The organism is uncultured Nostoc sp. (assembly GCF_937863485.1).
In the GTDB taxonomy this organism is placed as follows: domain Bacteria; phylum Cyanobacteriota; class Cyanobacteriia; order Cyanobacteriales; family Nostocaceae; genus Nostoc.
Window position 1 is genome coordinate 1 of sequence record NZ_CALMFY010000191.1, and the last position, 14792, is coordinate 14792.

The following is a 14792-nucleotide window of genomic DNA, read 5'->3' on the forward strand; positions in this document are numbered from 1 at the left end:
CTCTTCCCCCCTCCCGATCCCCAAACCGTATTTCGGGCAACAAATTGCACTCCTAACGTGATATTGGTATTACAGCGACTCAATCTCTATCTATCAGTAAACAAGCATTATGGGTTTTGTAGACCTATCGATCGCAGAGATAGCAGCCGACTACAGCATTCCTGTAGAAAAAGTGTTTTCTCTGTGCAACCAACTGGGAATTGCCTACAGACACCAAAAGACCCGTTTGGCGTTAGAAGATGCAAAGGCAATTATTTCCCAAATATCGTCTGAAATACGCCCAAAAGGTACTAGCAACTTGGTGGGTGATAACGAGATCACCTGAAGGGTTATCTCGGACTTTGGCTAATCACTGATAGCTAATGATAAAAAATAATGAGTCATTAGCAATTAGTAGCTTGGAGATTGAGAATCGCTTTCTTAGCTGTGTTGAGCATCAAAATTTTTAAGGGGAAACATGTTTAGAAGACTAATTGGCGTTGTTGTGGCCACTGTTTTACTCTCGTTTCAGTTGTTTGTCGGTAGCGCGACAGCGGTGGAACTAGACAAAGCTACCCGAACAGTGCCATTAAATACTCAAGGTGAAACCACCGTACTTAGCCTGAAACAAGTCAAAGAAGGCAAACGCTTATTTAATTACGCTTGCGCCCAATGTCATGCTGGGGGAGTTACCAAGACAAACCAGAACGTGGGACTTACTCCAGACGATCTGGCATTGGCAACACCCAACCGTAACAACGTTGAAGGCTTGGTGGATTACCTGAAAAATCCCACTACTTACGACGGGGAAGAAGAGATTTCCGAAATACACCCTAGTATCAAAAGCGCAGATATTTTCACAGCAATGCGAAATCTGACGGATGATGACTTGGAGGCGATCGCCGGTCATATTCTCTTACAACCCAAAATCGTTGGCACTAAGTGGGGAGGCGGAAAAATCTATTACTAAATCCCGTAATTAGTACTGAGTCATTGGGTATTGGGTACTGGGGATTGGGGATTGGAGAGAATTTAGTCCCTAGTCCCTAGTCCCCAATCCCTAGTTTTCACCAAAGTTTAGCTGCTTTCCTTCTCACCGCAGCACAAAATGTTCCTGGTTGCTGCACAAAAAACTTCTGAAAAGTCAAGATATTCCTAAAGAAAAAATAAAAATCTCTTGTTTGACAGTTTACTTTTATTTACAGTCTTTTTGGGCGATCGCAGTCTAGTATTTATTAGTGATTGCACAGCTTTTGGCAATAAATTGCTGCCCATTCTTAAAAAAAAAATTGTATCTATGACAGATTGTCATATTTGGTGTTGATTTTATTTAAAATGAGAAAAGGAAAAAAATTATTTTGTTAGGAGAGAGCCATGAAATTGATTTCAGCAAGCTGGCGACGCCTTGGTTTAGCTGTGTTGACAATCCTTTTAGTTGTTAGCAGCTTCGCTGTTTTTACTCCCAGTGCTTCGGCTGAAACCTACCAGGTGAAATTGGGTAGTGATAAAGGATTGCTAGTATTTGAACCGAAAAAGTTGAGCATTAAACCAGGCGACACAGTTGAATGGGTGAACAACAAAGTTCCCCCCCATAATGTTGTGTTTGATTCTGCCAAAAACCCCAATAAGAGCGCCGATACAGCAAAATCTCTGTCTCATAAGAAGTTGCTCATGAGTCCTGGTCAAAAGGAAACAACCACCTTTCCAGTAGACGCAGCTGCTGGTGACTACACCTTCTACTGTGAACCTCATCGTGGTGCTGGCATGGTTGGTACAATCACTGTCCAAGGCTAGAAATACCAACCTTTGACACAAAATGATTTCTCAGTGAAATTAGCTCATAGCAACACGCCACACTTCTAGAGTGACGCACAAAATGCATAAATGGCGGTAACGAATCCTATCCTCCTTTAATACGCTAAACAACCAGTGGCGATGGAGGTGTGAACTCGTTACCGCCACTTTTGATCAAATTTGACTTAATCAGGGATTAATCACGTTTATACTCTTGCTGGAGGCTTGTTGCGAGGAAATACTGTTGAGAATACTTTTATTAATCCTACTGTTAGCGATCGCTCAATTCAAATTGACATTCATTAGTCCAGCACTAGCTGCCGAAACATCTAACGGTGCTAAAATTTTCGAGGCTAACTGCGCTTCTTGCCATATAGGTGGCGGTAACATCCTTATTAGCCAGAAAACCTTGAAAAAGGAAGCATTGTCAAAGTACCTAGAAAATTATGATCGTGACTCAATCGAGGCGATTATCCACCAGGTGCAAAATGGAAAAAATGCCATGCCTGCCTTTAAAAGCAAGTTAAGCCCTGAGGAGATTTTGGAGGTAGCTGCTTACGTTTTTCAGAATGCAGAACAAGGCTGGTAAAGTAGGAATACCGTTTAGTTCTTGTGGGGTGAGTGTCTTTGCCTACCTTTAATGATTGGCGGGCGAGACGCCCACCCCACAACATTAGAGAATTTATTTGTTGGAAATCCCTGAGTGCATTTCCTTCTTAGAACCTTCTAAGGAACTTCAAAGTTCGCTAGGCGTAAATAAATTAAAGTTTGTACTAAGTTAGCGCAGTCTTCTCCCTACAGCCCTTCTCAAGACAAAAGACGCTCTTGCCGTTCGGGCATCCTACGGTAGGCGTTAACCTCTCACATTGCTAGAAGCTAACGCTAAGCCAGAAGCCTAAGGACTTTAGTCCTAATAAACCATGATATGAGCGATGAATCACTCACTACAAACTAGGATTTTATTATATGCTTAATTATACCTACCTACTTAAGTATGACGAACTGGCGATCGCCAATTCGTCAACTTCTAAAAACGATATTTTAAAGATGAATGATAAATTCAAAATCTTTATCATTCATAGCTTTTAGCTTCTTGTTAATCCAAGATCACCCGCTGGTAATTATTTTTCTGGATTAGACTTTTGTCTCTTTTCCTTCACTTCGCGCAACCGTTCTACTAATTTTCCATCTGATTCCGCAGACGGTGTAGGCTGACTCTTATTGACTCTCGGCAGCAATAACATTTCAGAAGTAGTAGCTGGTGATGAAGGCGTGGGCTGGTTTATGATTTGCTGTTCAGATAATGGTTTAGAAGTAACTGCTGGTGAGGGCGTAGGTTGATTGCTATTGACTCCCGGCGCAGATAATGGTTTAAAAGTACCTATCGGCAACGCAGGCCGGTTATTTCTGATTCGCAGTTCAGGAAATGGTTTAGAAGTAGCTGCTGGTGAGGGGGTAAACTGATTGTTATTGATTATCGGTGCAGATAATTGAGTGGTCCCAGTGGTGTTGCTAGTGTTGTTTTGGAAACGTAGGTTAAATGGATAGGAACTAATCTGTTTATCTCCCTTAGGGGATTGCTTGTTGAAGTATTCCCTTGCTTTAACAAGCAATTCAGGGGAAACTAACTTGTTTTGAAACTTGATATCTAAGACCTTACCATCAGGATCTACCACTAATACACCCAAAACAGCACCTTCAAGATTCGGCTTATCTGTGGGTAATGTTTGGCGGATGACTGGTTTTTGTTCAGCATTAGGATATTCTTGCTGGACTTGTTTTCTCAAGTTTGCGTAGGAGTCTAACTGTGCGATCGCTAGTTCAGATCCTTTTCCAGATAAAGCAGGTGTCTTGAGCGTGGTTCCCCTACTTAGGGTTAAACTATCCCCAGCCCTTGGAGCTTGTTTTAGAGAATTCATCAGCGGGTTTTGAGCAATTCTAGACGCATCATTACCCGGTTGCATCATCTGTAAAGTCCTATTTCCCTGTGCTGTTGGAACGGGGGTAGTCTCAGATAGGTTCGGAGACTGGGCATTTTGCAGAATATCATCAGGTATTTTCTGCGACTGCAACTCTGGCAACCTATTAATAGGCAGTGGCTTAACTACCTGGTATTTGGTGTCACTATTATTCAAACTTACAGCCAGTGGCTTAACTACCTGGTATTTGGTGTCACTATTATTCAAACGAGGAACTGATGGCGAGAATTTCGGGCTGGTATTGAATTTAGAACTGTCAAATTTAGAGGCGTCAAATCGCAAATTTTCACTAGGAATCATCCGCAAAGACTGCCTTGTAGGCAAGGAGGAGACTCGATAGTTATTCGATGATGGGGGTAGCGGAGGCAGTATTAGCTGACTGGATGGCGCTGGTGCCAATGGGGGCAATCCAGTTTGGGCACTAAAGTTAGGGGCAGAAAGTGGCGCTACTGGGGGAAATTGTTGTAAACCAACTTGGGATGTGCTTTGCGGCAAACGGTTTTGGTCGGCTTGGCTCAATTCCAAAAGTCCGACTGTTTTGGATGATGCTGTTTCTTTGGGCTTGTTAGAATCCATAGGCATCAATGGCACAATCATCGCAATAGCACCGTGGATGCCAAGAGAAGCTATAGCTGCTATCCCAATTGGCTGGCTTAAGATTTCTGGTATATTTTTAAACAGGGAGACGTAAGACATAGCTGTTATCGTTCACTCGGCTCAGTTGCAGTTGACTAGCGATTTTATTTTTTCGACTTGCAGGATATTGTAAGAGATGCGTCCCTCTAAAGAAATAGTAACTTCCGATGCTGGCAATCAAAACGCCAAAATTGCCATTTCATTTATTTATTCAATTTTTTAATTGATCAATGACGCTGGATCATATTTTCAAATTTGATTTTGCTAAAGAGATATTTGAAAAATTACTACTTTTGATTTTTTACTGTTATGACGCATACAATTAAAATTAATATCTAAGATATTTATAAAGTTTAAGTGAACGTACAAGTCTGAATACATTACGACATGTGCTGAAGTTGCCTGGTTTTGTCTACTGTTTTCCAGTTTAACTTCGCTTCTGTAACAGATGGCACACTTGCTTGTCCGAATCTAGTCCCTATGTGAAAATACTACCACATCAGCAGCCCCTAAAACTGTTGCACATTGTACAATTTTATTGACATTCTAGTACCCACTAAAGCTATTTGAATTTTTATAAAAGGAGTCAGTTATCCAATCGCAATTCTAGCTTCTGAATCTGACTACTTCTTCGTAAAAAAGTTTCAACCCATCAATCATTGCAGCCGAAATTTAAAATGCCGTTACCGACAGTTATTGTGCCTGGATATCTAGAAAATGCGATCGCTTACCGCCAACTAGAACAATCCCTACAAGAGTTAGATTTTCCCACAGTTACAGTACCACTACGACGGCGTGACTGGCTACCCACTATTGGAGGAAGATCAGTAACACCGATTCTGCAACAACTTGATCTTACAATCAAGCATACATTGCAGCAACATAATGCTACTCAAATTAACTTGATTGGTCACTCAGCCGGAGGTTGGATATCCCGCATCTACATGGGAGAAAAGCCCTACTTGGCACGCGGTGATGTCAAACCATTTCTCTGGGAAGCGCATCCCCTGGTTGCTACTCTCATCACCTTGGGGACACCCCATATTAGCCAAGAACGCTGGACACGCTCCAATCTAGATTTTGTGACCAATAACTACCCAGGAGCTTTTTACAAAAACGTTCGTTACGTTTGTGTGGCTGGCAAAACTATCTTTGGGGAAAGGCGGCGCGGTAGCTGGTTAGCTTACAGTAGTTACCAATTAACCTGTGGCAAGGGTAACACCTGGGGAGATGGAATCACACCGATTGAAGCTGCTCACTTAGAAGGCGCAGAAAATCTGGTGATTGAAGATGTGAGGCATTCACCGAGAAGTCCTGGGATTTGGTATGGTTCAGCAGAACCCTTAAAAGCTTGGGTGCAATATTTGATTTAAAAGACTTGAGCTTTTTTTGAGAAATGCAATATTTATTAATATTTCTTAGCTAAAATTGTAATAAGAATAAATACTTAGTTAAGAACAGGAGGGGTGAGCCATGCAAAGCACCCAGTTCGATAAGATTTTGCGACGAATAGCGACGATATTATCAGTTGTGATTCTGACTCTGTGCTTAATTTATGTATCTACCGGAGTTTTGCTGTCTTTTTACTATCAACCGACAGCAGGCGGAGCTTATAACTCCTTGAAGATGATTAATACACAACTGCCATACGGCTGGTTGTTTCTGAGAGCGCATGATATTGCTGGTAACGCAGTAATTGCGATCGCTCTGATTCAAATTGTGGTGATGTTTTTAGGTCGGCAATTTCGCAAAAGTTGGCTGGCTGCTTGGATTAGCGGGATTTTGTTAACTTTAAGTGCGATCGGGCTGGACTGGACAGCGATGATTCTAGATTGGACTCAGGAAGGATACTGGCGTTTTAACATTGAGTTGGGAACCATCGAAGCTATTCCTTTCATAGGTGGACAACTGCGCGACATCCTAACTGGGGGTGGAGCGATTAACACAGTTACTGTCGAACACCTTTACACAATACACAGTTATCTAATTTCGATGGCGACGCTAATTCTTGCCATAGTTCATTTATCTGCTTTACTGTGGCAAGAATGGCAAATGTATCAAGAAGCGCCAAAACCAGAAATTGGTAATTTGCAACAACCACCAGAAGGCGAGTTTGTTCCTTCCCAAAGCTAATAAAGAGTGCTGTTAGCGGATAGCTATGGTTGAGCCAGTGCTGAATTAGGAGTTATATTCTTCCTCAGCCTCTTCATCCCCCAACAACCTCACTAGCGGAAACTTCAGATAATTGGGCGAGGGATAGGTCTTCAACCTCTGGTAACTTTTCTAGAGACAGGGGAGTGGATTGGGTAGCACCAGATAAGCGTTTTAAAAGGCTAGGTCTGGGATCATGCAATAGGTAAATAATCCGATCGCCAACTTCCCACTCTTGGTTAGCTGGTATTACCTGTAAGCGTTCTTCTCGTTCTACCAATAGCGGTATCAACACCCCAGTCTGAATCTTTTCTTGGATGCGATCGCATTGAGTGGAAAATTCCAACTCATTTAGCGTAGTTGTCCCCAGCTTGACTCGCCCATCATTCAAATATTCATTCCAAGTCTTAATCGCTAAGTCTGGGATAAAAGCTTGATTAACTTTATTACTAACCGAGGTACTTGCTTGCGGATCACGGGGGAAAACAGCTAAGACACGCGGCGGCTTAAATTCCTCAGCCGCCCGTTGAGCCAAAACAAAATTCACCTCACCATTACTTGTCATAGCCAAAAAAGTACCCATAGAGGCAAGTCCTGCCTCTTCCAAAACAGCAGCATCCAGCCCGCTGCTGGCAATCACCCGCAGATTTTGCGCCTCAGCTTGAACAAGATATTGGGGGTCAGTATCAATCATGACCACGTTTTCTTCCCGTTCTTGAAAAAACCGGGCAATCAAAAGACTCAACGGATTACAACCCACAATCACTGCCCCAGTTACGTCTTTAGAGGTAATTTGTAGCCATTTAGCAACCCAGCCAGCTGTTAGACCTTGACAGACAACAGTCATGATAATTGTCAGGAAGACTAGAGCTTTGATAGAATCACCGCCGTTAATGCCACGCTGTGTCAGCGAAATTGCAAAAAAAGAAGCTACAGAAGCGGCAACAATTCCTCTAGGAGCAACCCAGCTTAAAAATAGTTTCTGTCGCCAGTTTAGGTCACTGTTCCAGGTACAAAAAAGGATATTAATTGGGCGAACGACAAACATTAATACCAAAACAGTGAATAAACTACCCCAACCCAAAGCAAACACACTGGCAATGGATAAATCAGCGGCTAATAAGATAAATAGCACTGAGACGCTGAGAATTGTCAGCTGACCCTTAAAGCTCCGTAACAGACGTTCTTCTGGGACTGAGGAGTTAGCAAATACTGCTCCTGCAACCACTGTTGTCATTACTCCCGATTCACTGCGGATGATTTGCGATAAGGTAAACAGGCTCCAAAGTATCGCCAACACCACTAAGTTTTTTAGCTCAAATGACAGAAAACTGGCGCGTTTGAAAATCAAGCTCATCAGATAACCGCCAGCACCACCAATTGCCGCACCAACACCCAGGCGCATGAGTAAACCGATGATCGCATTGATGGGGCCAGCATCGCCGTTCAAAATGGTATCGAGGACAACGAAGGCAAGGATAGCTCCTACAGGGTCAATTAAAACCCCTTCCCCTTCCAAAAGTGTTGCTACTTGGCGATCTACATTGATTTGTTTGAGCAAGGGGCCAACGACAGTTGGGCCTGTCACCACGACTATGGAAGCATAAAGAATAGCTATGTTCCAGGGAAATTCACCCAGCCAGTGAGCAGCCATACTCCCACCAAGCAATGTGATCAGCGTTCCTAGGGTAACGAGCAATTGCAAGCTGACTGAAACTCTGCCTAACTCTCGCAGATCCAAGTTAAGTCCGCCTTCAAACAAAATTATTGCCGTTGCTAGGGCGACAATAACTTCCACTCCAGTGCCTAGCAAATGGGGATGCAACAGTCCTAGTCCATCAGAGCCAAAGAGAATACCCAACAGCAATAACAAGACAATGCTGGGTATCCGAAAGTATGCAGCCAGCACTTGGGCACTAATGCCTGCAAGGACAGCGATCGCCATCTGTAGGGTAATTTCAAAAGATGCTTCCATGTTGTAGATTTTGAGCGATTTATTTCAAAATCTTTTGTAAAAAATCGGAGATATTAACTCTACAGGGTACAACATCATACCCTTTGCCCCTCGCTGAATTTAGCGTTTTTTCTATCTGGGCATCCCCTTAAATTCCAAGTGCCGGACGCTGAGGCACCTTGCAGCTTCCCCCACAAGCGTCTACGAAATTCTTTTTGTGTCTCCATGTTTTTGTATTCTCTTCAAGCTTTTGCCTCCACCTAGTTTAGCTGCCACAAACTTTTTTTGGCAAAAGCTGTTGACAACGGCAAGGAAATTCGTTACCTTATAAAAGGTCTGAGTTCGATGCCCCCATCGTCTAGAGGCCTAGGACACCTCCCTTTCACGGAGGTAACGGGGATTCGAATTCCCCTGGGGGTACTTAAAAAAGTAGTTGTGTATTTCTCTGCAAATTTAGAAATCAAAACTATCATCCAGGATTTTTCCTGAATGATAGTTTAACTATTGAACATAAGGTTCTTTGCTGGCTAACTCTTCTACACGTTGGTAAATAGCCAGAAGATTTAGCCGCAGATCTTTGCTCAGGCGGTTTTCAATGATTCCCACTGGCATAGTGAGTTTAGGCCAAACTTGAATTGTGTAGTAAAGATTTGTTCCTACATACTCACCGAGGGAATAAGGCTCTAAACACCAGCTACCAGAAAAGCCTTTAAAATCTCCCTCTACCATGCGGAAATTAATTTCTTTGGGGAAGCATTCTTCCAAATCCAGAACTACCCGCGCCCAAAAGTTGAAATTCAGTAAGCGCTGGGAGCCTACTTGCTCAAGTCGAATTCCACCATTGGGATGCTCGATTAGACGACTCTTGGCGAGGTTAGGGAGAAAGTCAGGTAAGGCTTCATAATCTGTTAGAACCTTCCATATCTGTTCCACTGGTTGGGGAATTTGAACTTTAGCGCTGATTTGTCGCTGTCGCTCTGCTATTTTCTCAATTTGAATTTCTACCTTAGCTGCCAAAGCGACTGTATCAGCAGTCAAATCCCCTTCGAGGATGATGTCATTACTAAGAGACTGGAAATCAAGGTTCTGGGTTGTGTTCTGTTTTTTAGTCACTTTCAGAATTATGGTTTACTTTCGTCACAAAATTGGGGCAGAGTCAGGGTGAAGCAAATTTCGCTCTGTTCAGAATCTGAGATTTGGAGACTCTCAACTGCGATCGTTCCATTCAAATGCTGCACTAAAGACTTGACTAGAGCAAGTCCCAAGCCAGCCCCTGGAGTCCAGCGTCCTTTTCCGCGACGGAACTTGTCAAAGATGTAGGTCACTTCTTCTTCAGAGATGGCACGTCCTGTATTCGTCACTTTTATGATAACTTGATCAATTTGTTGATCAACTCGGTGAACAGCTTCCAAATGGACGGTGGTATCATGCTCTGTGTATTTACAGGCATTAGTTAACAGTTCTTGGAGGATGCGGTCAAAACTCTCCAGCTCCGTTTGCAGTTTTAGCGACTTCTGTGGTAAATCTACAGAAATCTTTAATCCCTTCTCTAGGAATTTTTTCTGAAAAGATGCTGCTATATCCTGGATTCTAGTATTTAAATCTATAGTTTCTAATTGTGGAGCTTCGTGAGGCGACTCTAGTTTCTGGAGTGTCAACAAATCATTAATCAAGTTGATTTCCTTTGTGCATTCCTGCTCAAGGATATCCATGTATCGAACCTGACGCTCTGGCGCGATTCCTGGCAAACGTAAGTTACGAATTGACATCAGCATGTTTGTCAAAGGATAGCGCAAGCGATCGCTCATGTTGCTCAAAAATTCATCTTTAAGTTCGTTGAGTTTCCGCAGTTGCTCAACATACTGCCGGGTTCTTTCATGCAATTTTGCCTGGAGTTCGAGACTACTCTGGAGTTTCGCTGTCCGCTCATCTACCAAAGTTTGCATTTGGCGCAATGTCTGTGACTGAATTATGGCGTTACTTACTTGAGCACAAACCATTTCTACAAGATTTAATTCTGCTGCTTGCCAATTGCGAGTAACAGATTGCTGTAGCACCAAGAATCCTAAGATTTTACCTTGATTCTCTAATGGCACTAATAATACCGCAGGCAATTCCTTTATTGCAAATAATGGAGCTACACAAGAGGTATCGTTTTGTTCTGTATAGTTATAAAAGATTACTGGTTTTACAGAATCTATGAAGGCACGCTGGCATAAATCACACTCTGATATCAAGAAAGACTGATTCAAGATATCTGGTTTAGTAGTGCTGTAATTTTGTGTTTCCCTAGCCCATTCACCACCCACGGTAGCTTTCGCTTTGGGGATTTGTTTTTTAGCTTGAGTTCTAAATAGTGGATCTGTATATTTTAGTAGTATAAGCAAACCCCGATCTGCCTGTAGAGATTCGGCAGTAGAGGCGATAATTAACTGGAGCATTTGATTCAGCTCCAAGTTGCTCCGACTCAATAAGGTCAATTGCTTGATCAAGCTTTGATACTGATTGCTCTTTTGCAAATACTGTTGTTGATGAGTAATTAGTTTAGCTTGCGCCACTTGATAAAAAGCGATCGCGCAAGACGACTCTACCTCTTTGAGCAGTTGTTTTTCTGATTCACTCCAATCATAGGGTTGGAATTTAATCAGACTAATCACCCCATTATTATTGCCACCAAATCGGGTAGGAATTGCCAAAACGGCTTTTATCGGTAGCGGCAAATACTGACAGCCAATTACCAGACTATTTTGAATGATCGAAATATCTTGAATAGTCAATGGTTCAGCAGCACATTGCAGCACTGGCGAGTGCATAAGCAACTGTTCCATCGAAAACATCTCTTCTGGGTGTGGTAACCCTAGATACTCATCAGCACACCAATTAGTAGTAGTCGCTTCGTCGAATTTCTCACCCGTTACTGAAACCAAGCAGCAGCAATCTACTTGAAAAGTAACTCCTAGCAATTGGGCAATATCTTGTACCATCAATGCCATCGCTGAACTGTTGGCAATGATTTGGTTAATCTTTTGCACCAACTGGCGGGTAGGTTCTTCCTGATGCTGCATCAGCTTAACTTGGTAAGGTTGTAGTCGATCTATGTCATCTACGTAATCTGGCGGCGATGATAAAGGCTTTTTCATTCTTGGCACGCCCTCGGATAATAACCCCATTCTTCTTGCACCCAACCTTTTGGCATATTCTTCAGCGTTATGTGTTGATACACCCTTGATAATTGACAAATCTTGTATGAATACTTTCTCTCACCTGTTATAGCCCTTTTCTATCTCAGATGGTCAAGTTTCCGCTTGATAAACCAAATTGCTACATTTCTAAATAAGTAATAAAATACTCAAGATATCCTATAAATGCTTCAGCTAGCTTATTTTTGACTGCTCTATGTTGAAATAATTTACTAATTTTATCCTGTCTTTAAGTATACATAAACCGTAATTCCTCTGGAATTCCAGCAAAATTGCCCTTAAATATTACGTAAAATTATTTCGCTTGCTTGATAAATTTTTATTACATTTTTTTTTAACTAGTAGGTTTAACAAGCTACTCTTTTATCTCCGTAACTCTCAGTAAAATATTAATAAGGCTAAATTCTAAATGCAGCCCAATTATTTTTACTAATAACTGGGCTGCATTCGGCTGAATATAAGACTATCCAGCCAAGCTCTCGACACTCAGAGGAACCATATCGCCATTCCTGGTCAGTCCTAACAACATTGGTTGTTGGGGTTGAATTAGTTGACCTGTGAGTACACAGCGTTCTTCTTGCTGAGCTGTGGCAGCTATGCTAGCTCGAATGTCAGTTCGCGAAAATCGAGGCTTCCACTCACCTGATTTTTGCTGGACATAATTCCAAAGGATATCTCGGATCAAAGCTTGATATCCCTGATTGCCAGCTATTTCTTTGAGCTTATCTTTGAGTTCCCGCTCTAGGCGGATGCTGGTAACTTCCATATCGGTAGTTGGGGTGCGAGCGATCGTATGCATCACTGATTTCTCCTTAAAGGTATAGACAGGATAGTAATACAAGTGTAGTATGTTTAAAGGAATGTTCAATAGGTGAAATTTTCTGTGAAATCCATTTACCCCATCTCCACTTCTTTGTACGCTACCAATTTCCGAGCCGGTTGGGAATCAGCTGCTATGGAAGTGGAGTATTTATTTATGGGCGATGGTAGCCGGAATTTTGGGCAAATCACAGAGGGTAATTATGATTTTAGACATCTCAGCATTAGTAGGCTGATTGCAAAACCACAACTAGACGAAGAAAGCGGGGGGTACAGGCAAAAGAATACTGTACCAATATGAGACCAGAAAATTTTCCGGTCAATTCTAACCCCCGCTTCACTTAAAACTTGAAGCGGGGGTTTTTTTATAAGGAGTGAAGCTGTGACGATATCTTCAATGCGCGGCGCGAACGCAATGCAAGTGTTAGAGCAATCTGTGGTGGTGTTTTCTCAAAATTACTTGCCACTGTGTCGGATCAATATCAAGCGGGCGATTGTGCTGTTAGTAACCAACAAAGCTCAACCGCTGGGTTTTACCACAGAAGGCGGATGGCAAGTTCACTCACCCAGTTTGGTAATTGATGTGCCAAAACACATTCGCTTGACAATCACTTCTAATGAGCGGATGTGGAGAGTTCCGCCAGTCAATCGGCGGGAAGTGTTGCGGCGAGACTATCACAGTTGCCAATATTGCGGTAGCGGCAAACATCTAACGCTAGATCATGTGATGCCGCGATCAAGGGGCGGTTCTCACACTTGGGATAACGTAGTCACAGCTTGTGAAAGATGTAACTCCCATAAAGGCGATCGCACCTTATTTGAGGCTGGTATGCAACTGCGTACCAAACCAAAAGCACCAATCCACCCCGCGATTTCTTTTGCCGAACAGTTTTGGATAGATATGCAAGCAAGCCTGGAATAGCAGGAGAGCATAAGGAATGCTGAAATTAACTTACACTGAAAGCAGCTTTGATTTGGAATGTTTCAGTCTGTCGCTAGAAGAATGGGTAGCGCAGCGAGCGATTTTGGCCCTGCGAGTTGGGCAAAGTTTGTGCATTGAACCCAGTACGGCTTCCTTTTTGCTTCCTGTTGATTTGCCAGAAGTAGAAGTGCTTAAAGCTGAGGTAAAAAGAGATGACAGAGAAATCATGGCTCTGTGTGCCTGCGATACCCAATATATGGAAGTCACTCTGCAAGGTTCTTGGCTATCAGATAGTTCTAAGGATGCTGTAGGTGTGTTTGTCACCACTATGAGCGATCGCGCTGAGTTCTTTTTGCACAAACTTTGGCAGGAAGCTCAAGAGAGCAGTGCTTCTGTCATGAGCGAATAAACTAAATCATCGGGTGAGGAGAATTTCTCACCCTTTATTGCCCCATTTTTAGAAGTTCGGGAATTGTCACAAATCGGTAGCCTTGCTGTTTGAGTCCGCTGATGATTTGTGGCAAAGCTTCTACAGTTCTTCGGCGATCACCACCACCGTCATGCATCAAAACAATAGAACCTGGTTTCGCGCCTTTCAAGACATTATTTACAAATGCTTGCGGTTTCGCGTGAGGGTCAGTATCAGCTGAAGTTAGCGACCACATAATTACAGCATCTTTCTGACTTTTAGCGTAAGCGGCTAGTCCGTTGTTTAAAAAGCCTCCAGGAGGACGAAACAGAGCAGTTTTGACTCCTGTAGTTTTGTATATCAGGTCAGATGTGCGATCAATTTCACTCTTGGCTGTGGCTTCATCCATTCGCCGATACCAATGATGCCAAGTATGGTTACCAATGGCGTATCCTTCAGCTACTTCGCGCTTGGCTAGGTCGGGATTTGCTTGTAAGGCTTGTCCTACCCAAAAGAATGTTGCTTTAACATCGTTTTGCTTCAGAATATCCAGCATTTGTAAGGTTGTCTTTGGCCAGGGCCCATCATCAATACTTAGAGCAATAACCTTCTCGTTGTTCCTTGGATGCACCTGATAAACTGTTTTTCCCTGAAATTTAGCTGGGACTGAAAATGTAGGGCTTTCTACTTTAGCTGATGGCGGTAATTGAACATTACCTTGGCCCTTTCCCAGATGATCTTGAACTTGTGGAGTATGGCTTTTGCTCACTGGCTGGTTCAACCCCAATTGTGGGGAAGTGCCTGGGGCAATACTACAAGCTGTAATCGTAGAGGCGATCGCGACAAAACTAATTATCTTTTGTCGCTTGAGGTAGTTGTCTGTCACGTCAGGCTTTTAAAGACTCACCCAATCATAAGCTGTAGTTTGACTTTTAAGGGGGGTTAGCAA

The 14792-nt window shown here is 42.8% G+C and carries 15 protein-coding genes and 1 tRNA gene; 10 read left to right on the top strand and 6 right to left on the bottom strand.

The features are described 5' to 3' along the window. Positions 1 to 109: 109 nt before the first annotated feature. The 4 genes from Q0541_RS25720 to petJ all read left to right on the top strand — a co-directional run bounded on the left by Q0541_RS25720 (position 110) and on the right by petJ (position 2362). Positions 110 to 325, top strand: coding sequence for a hypothetical protein (locus Q0541_RS25720; RefSeq protein WP_273765979.1), 216 nt, complete (start codon positions 110 to 112; stop codon positions 323 to 325). A 132-nt stretch (positions 326 to 457) separates the two neighbouring features. Continuing rightward, complete coding sequence (gene psbV, locus Q0541_RS25725) at positions 458 to 949, top strand: photosystem II cytochrome c-550 (protein WP_298917524.1); 492 nt, start codon at positions 458 to 460, stop codon at positions 947 to 949. Positions 950 to 1353: 404 nt separating this feature from the next. Continuing rightward, the gene (gene petE, locus Q0541_RS25730; RefSeq protein WP_298917527.1) at positions 1354 to 1773 is read left to right on the top strand and encodes a plastocyanin; all 420 of its coding nucleotides are present in this window, start codon (positions 1354 to 1356) and stop codon (positions 1771 to 1773) included. A 244-nt stretch (positions 1774 to 2017) separates the two neighbouring features. Then, on the top strand, positions 2018 to 2362 hold the full coding sequence (gene petJ, locus Q0541_RS25735) for a cytochrome c6 PetJ (protein WP_273765975.1): 345 nt from the start codon (positions 2018 to 2020) through the stop codon (positions 2360 to 2362). Positions 2363 to 2894: 532 nt separating this feature from the next. Here petJ and Q0541_RS25740 read toward each other — a convergent pair. Beyond that, positions 2895 to 4448 carry a hypothetical protein gene (locus Q0541_RS25740; protein ID WP_298917532.1) on the bottom strand — a complete coding sequence of 518 codons (1554 nt, stop codon included), beginning with the start codon at positions 4446 to 4448 and terminating at the stop codon, positions 2895 to 2897. Between the two features lie 617 nt (positions 4449 to 5065). Here Q0541_RS25740 and Q0541_RS25745 point away from each other — a divergent pair. Beyond that, entirely contained in the window at positions 5066 to 5761 is a 696-nt protein-coding gene (locus tag Q0541_RS25745; RefSeq protein WP_298917534.1) for a triacylglycerol lipase, read from the top strand. A 100-nt stretch (positions 5762 to 5861) separates the two neighbouring features. Then, a complete protein-coding gene (locus Q0541_RS25750; protein WP_298917537.1) occupies positions 5862 to 6521 on the top strand; it encodes a cytochrome b N-terminal domain-containing protein in 660 nt (219 codons plus the stop codon). Positions 6522 to 6594: 73 nt separating this feature from the next. Here Q0541_RS25750 and Q0541_RS25755 read toward each other — a convergent pair whose 3' ends face one another. Further along, complete coding sequence (locus tag Q0541_RS25755; RefSeq protein WP_298917540.1) at positions 6595 to 8514, bottom strand: cation:proton antiporter; 1920 nt, start codon at positions 8512 to 8514, stop codon at positions 6595 to 6597. A 326-nt stretch (positions 8515 to 8840) separates the two neighbouring features. On the opposite strand from Q0541_RS25755, the gene Q0541_RS25760 reads away from it, so the two are divergent. Next, positions 8841 to 8913: transfer RNA gene (locus tag Q0541_RS25760), tRNA-Glu, on the top strand. 81 nt (positions 8914 to 8994) lie between these two features. Here the strand turns inward: Q0541_RS25760 and Q0541_RS25765 are convergent. The 3 genes from Q0541_RS25765 to Q0541_RS25775 all read right to left on the bottom strand — a co-directional run bounded on the left by Q0541_RS25765 (position 8995) and on the right by Q0541_RS25775 (position 12492). Next, on the bottom strand, positions 8995 to 9606 hold the full coding sequence (locus Q0541_RS25765; protein WP_298917543.1) for an SRPBCC family protein: 612 nt from the start codon (positions 9604 to 9606) through the stop codon (positions 8995 to 8997). An 8-nt stretch (positions 9607 to 9614) separates the two neighbouring features. Then, positions 9615 to 11633, bottom strand: a complete 2019-nt coding sequence (locus Q0541_RS25770; RefSeq protein WP_298917546.1) for a GAF domain-containing sensor histidine kinase — start codon at positions 11631 to 11633, stop codon at positions 9615 to 9617. A 523-nt stretch (positions 11634 to 12156) separates the two neighbouring features. Next, complete coding sequence (locus Q0541_RS25775; protein WP_273765967.1) at positions 12157 to 12492, bottom strand: hypothetical protein; 336 nt, start codon at positions 12490 to 12492, stop codon at positions 12157 to 12159. Positions 12493 to 12564: 72 nt separating this feature from the next. On the opposite strand from Q0541_RS25775, the gene Q0541_RS25780 reads away from it, so the two are divergent. The 3 genes from Q0541_RS25780 to Q0541_RS25790 all read left to right on the top strand — a co-directional run bounded on the left by Q0541_RS25780 (position 12565) and on the right by Q0541_RS25790 (position 13843). Next, positions 12565 to 12813 (top strand): hypothetical protein, encoded by a 249-nt coding sequence (locus Q0541_RS25780; RefSeq protein WP_273765966.1) that lies wholly within the window; start codon positions 12565 to 12567, stop codon positions 12811 to 12813. Between the two features lie 114 nt (positions 12814 to 12927). Further along, positions 12928 to 13434, top strand: coding sequence for an HNH endonuclease (locus tag Q0541_RS25785; RefSeq protein ID WP_298917798.1), 507 nt, complete (start codon positions 12928 to 12930; stop codon positions 13432 to 13434). 16 nt (positions 13435 to 13450) lie between these two features. Next, positions 13451 to 13843, top strand: a complete 393-nt coding sequence (locus Q0541_RS25790; protein ID WP_298917551.1) for an alr0857 family protein — start codon at positions 13451 to 13453, stop codon at positions 13841 to 13843. Between the two features lie 34 nt (positions 13844 to 13877). Here Q0541_RS25790 and Q0541_RS25795 read toward each other — a convergent pair whose 3' ends face one another. Then, complete coding sequence (locus tag Q0541_RS25795; protein ID WP_298917554.1) at positions 13878 to 14729, bottom strand: polysaccharide deacetylase family protein; 852 nt, start codon at positions 14727 to 14729, stop codon at positions 13878 to 13880. Positions 14730 to 14792: the final 63 nt, after the last annotated feature.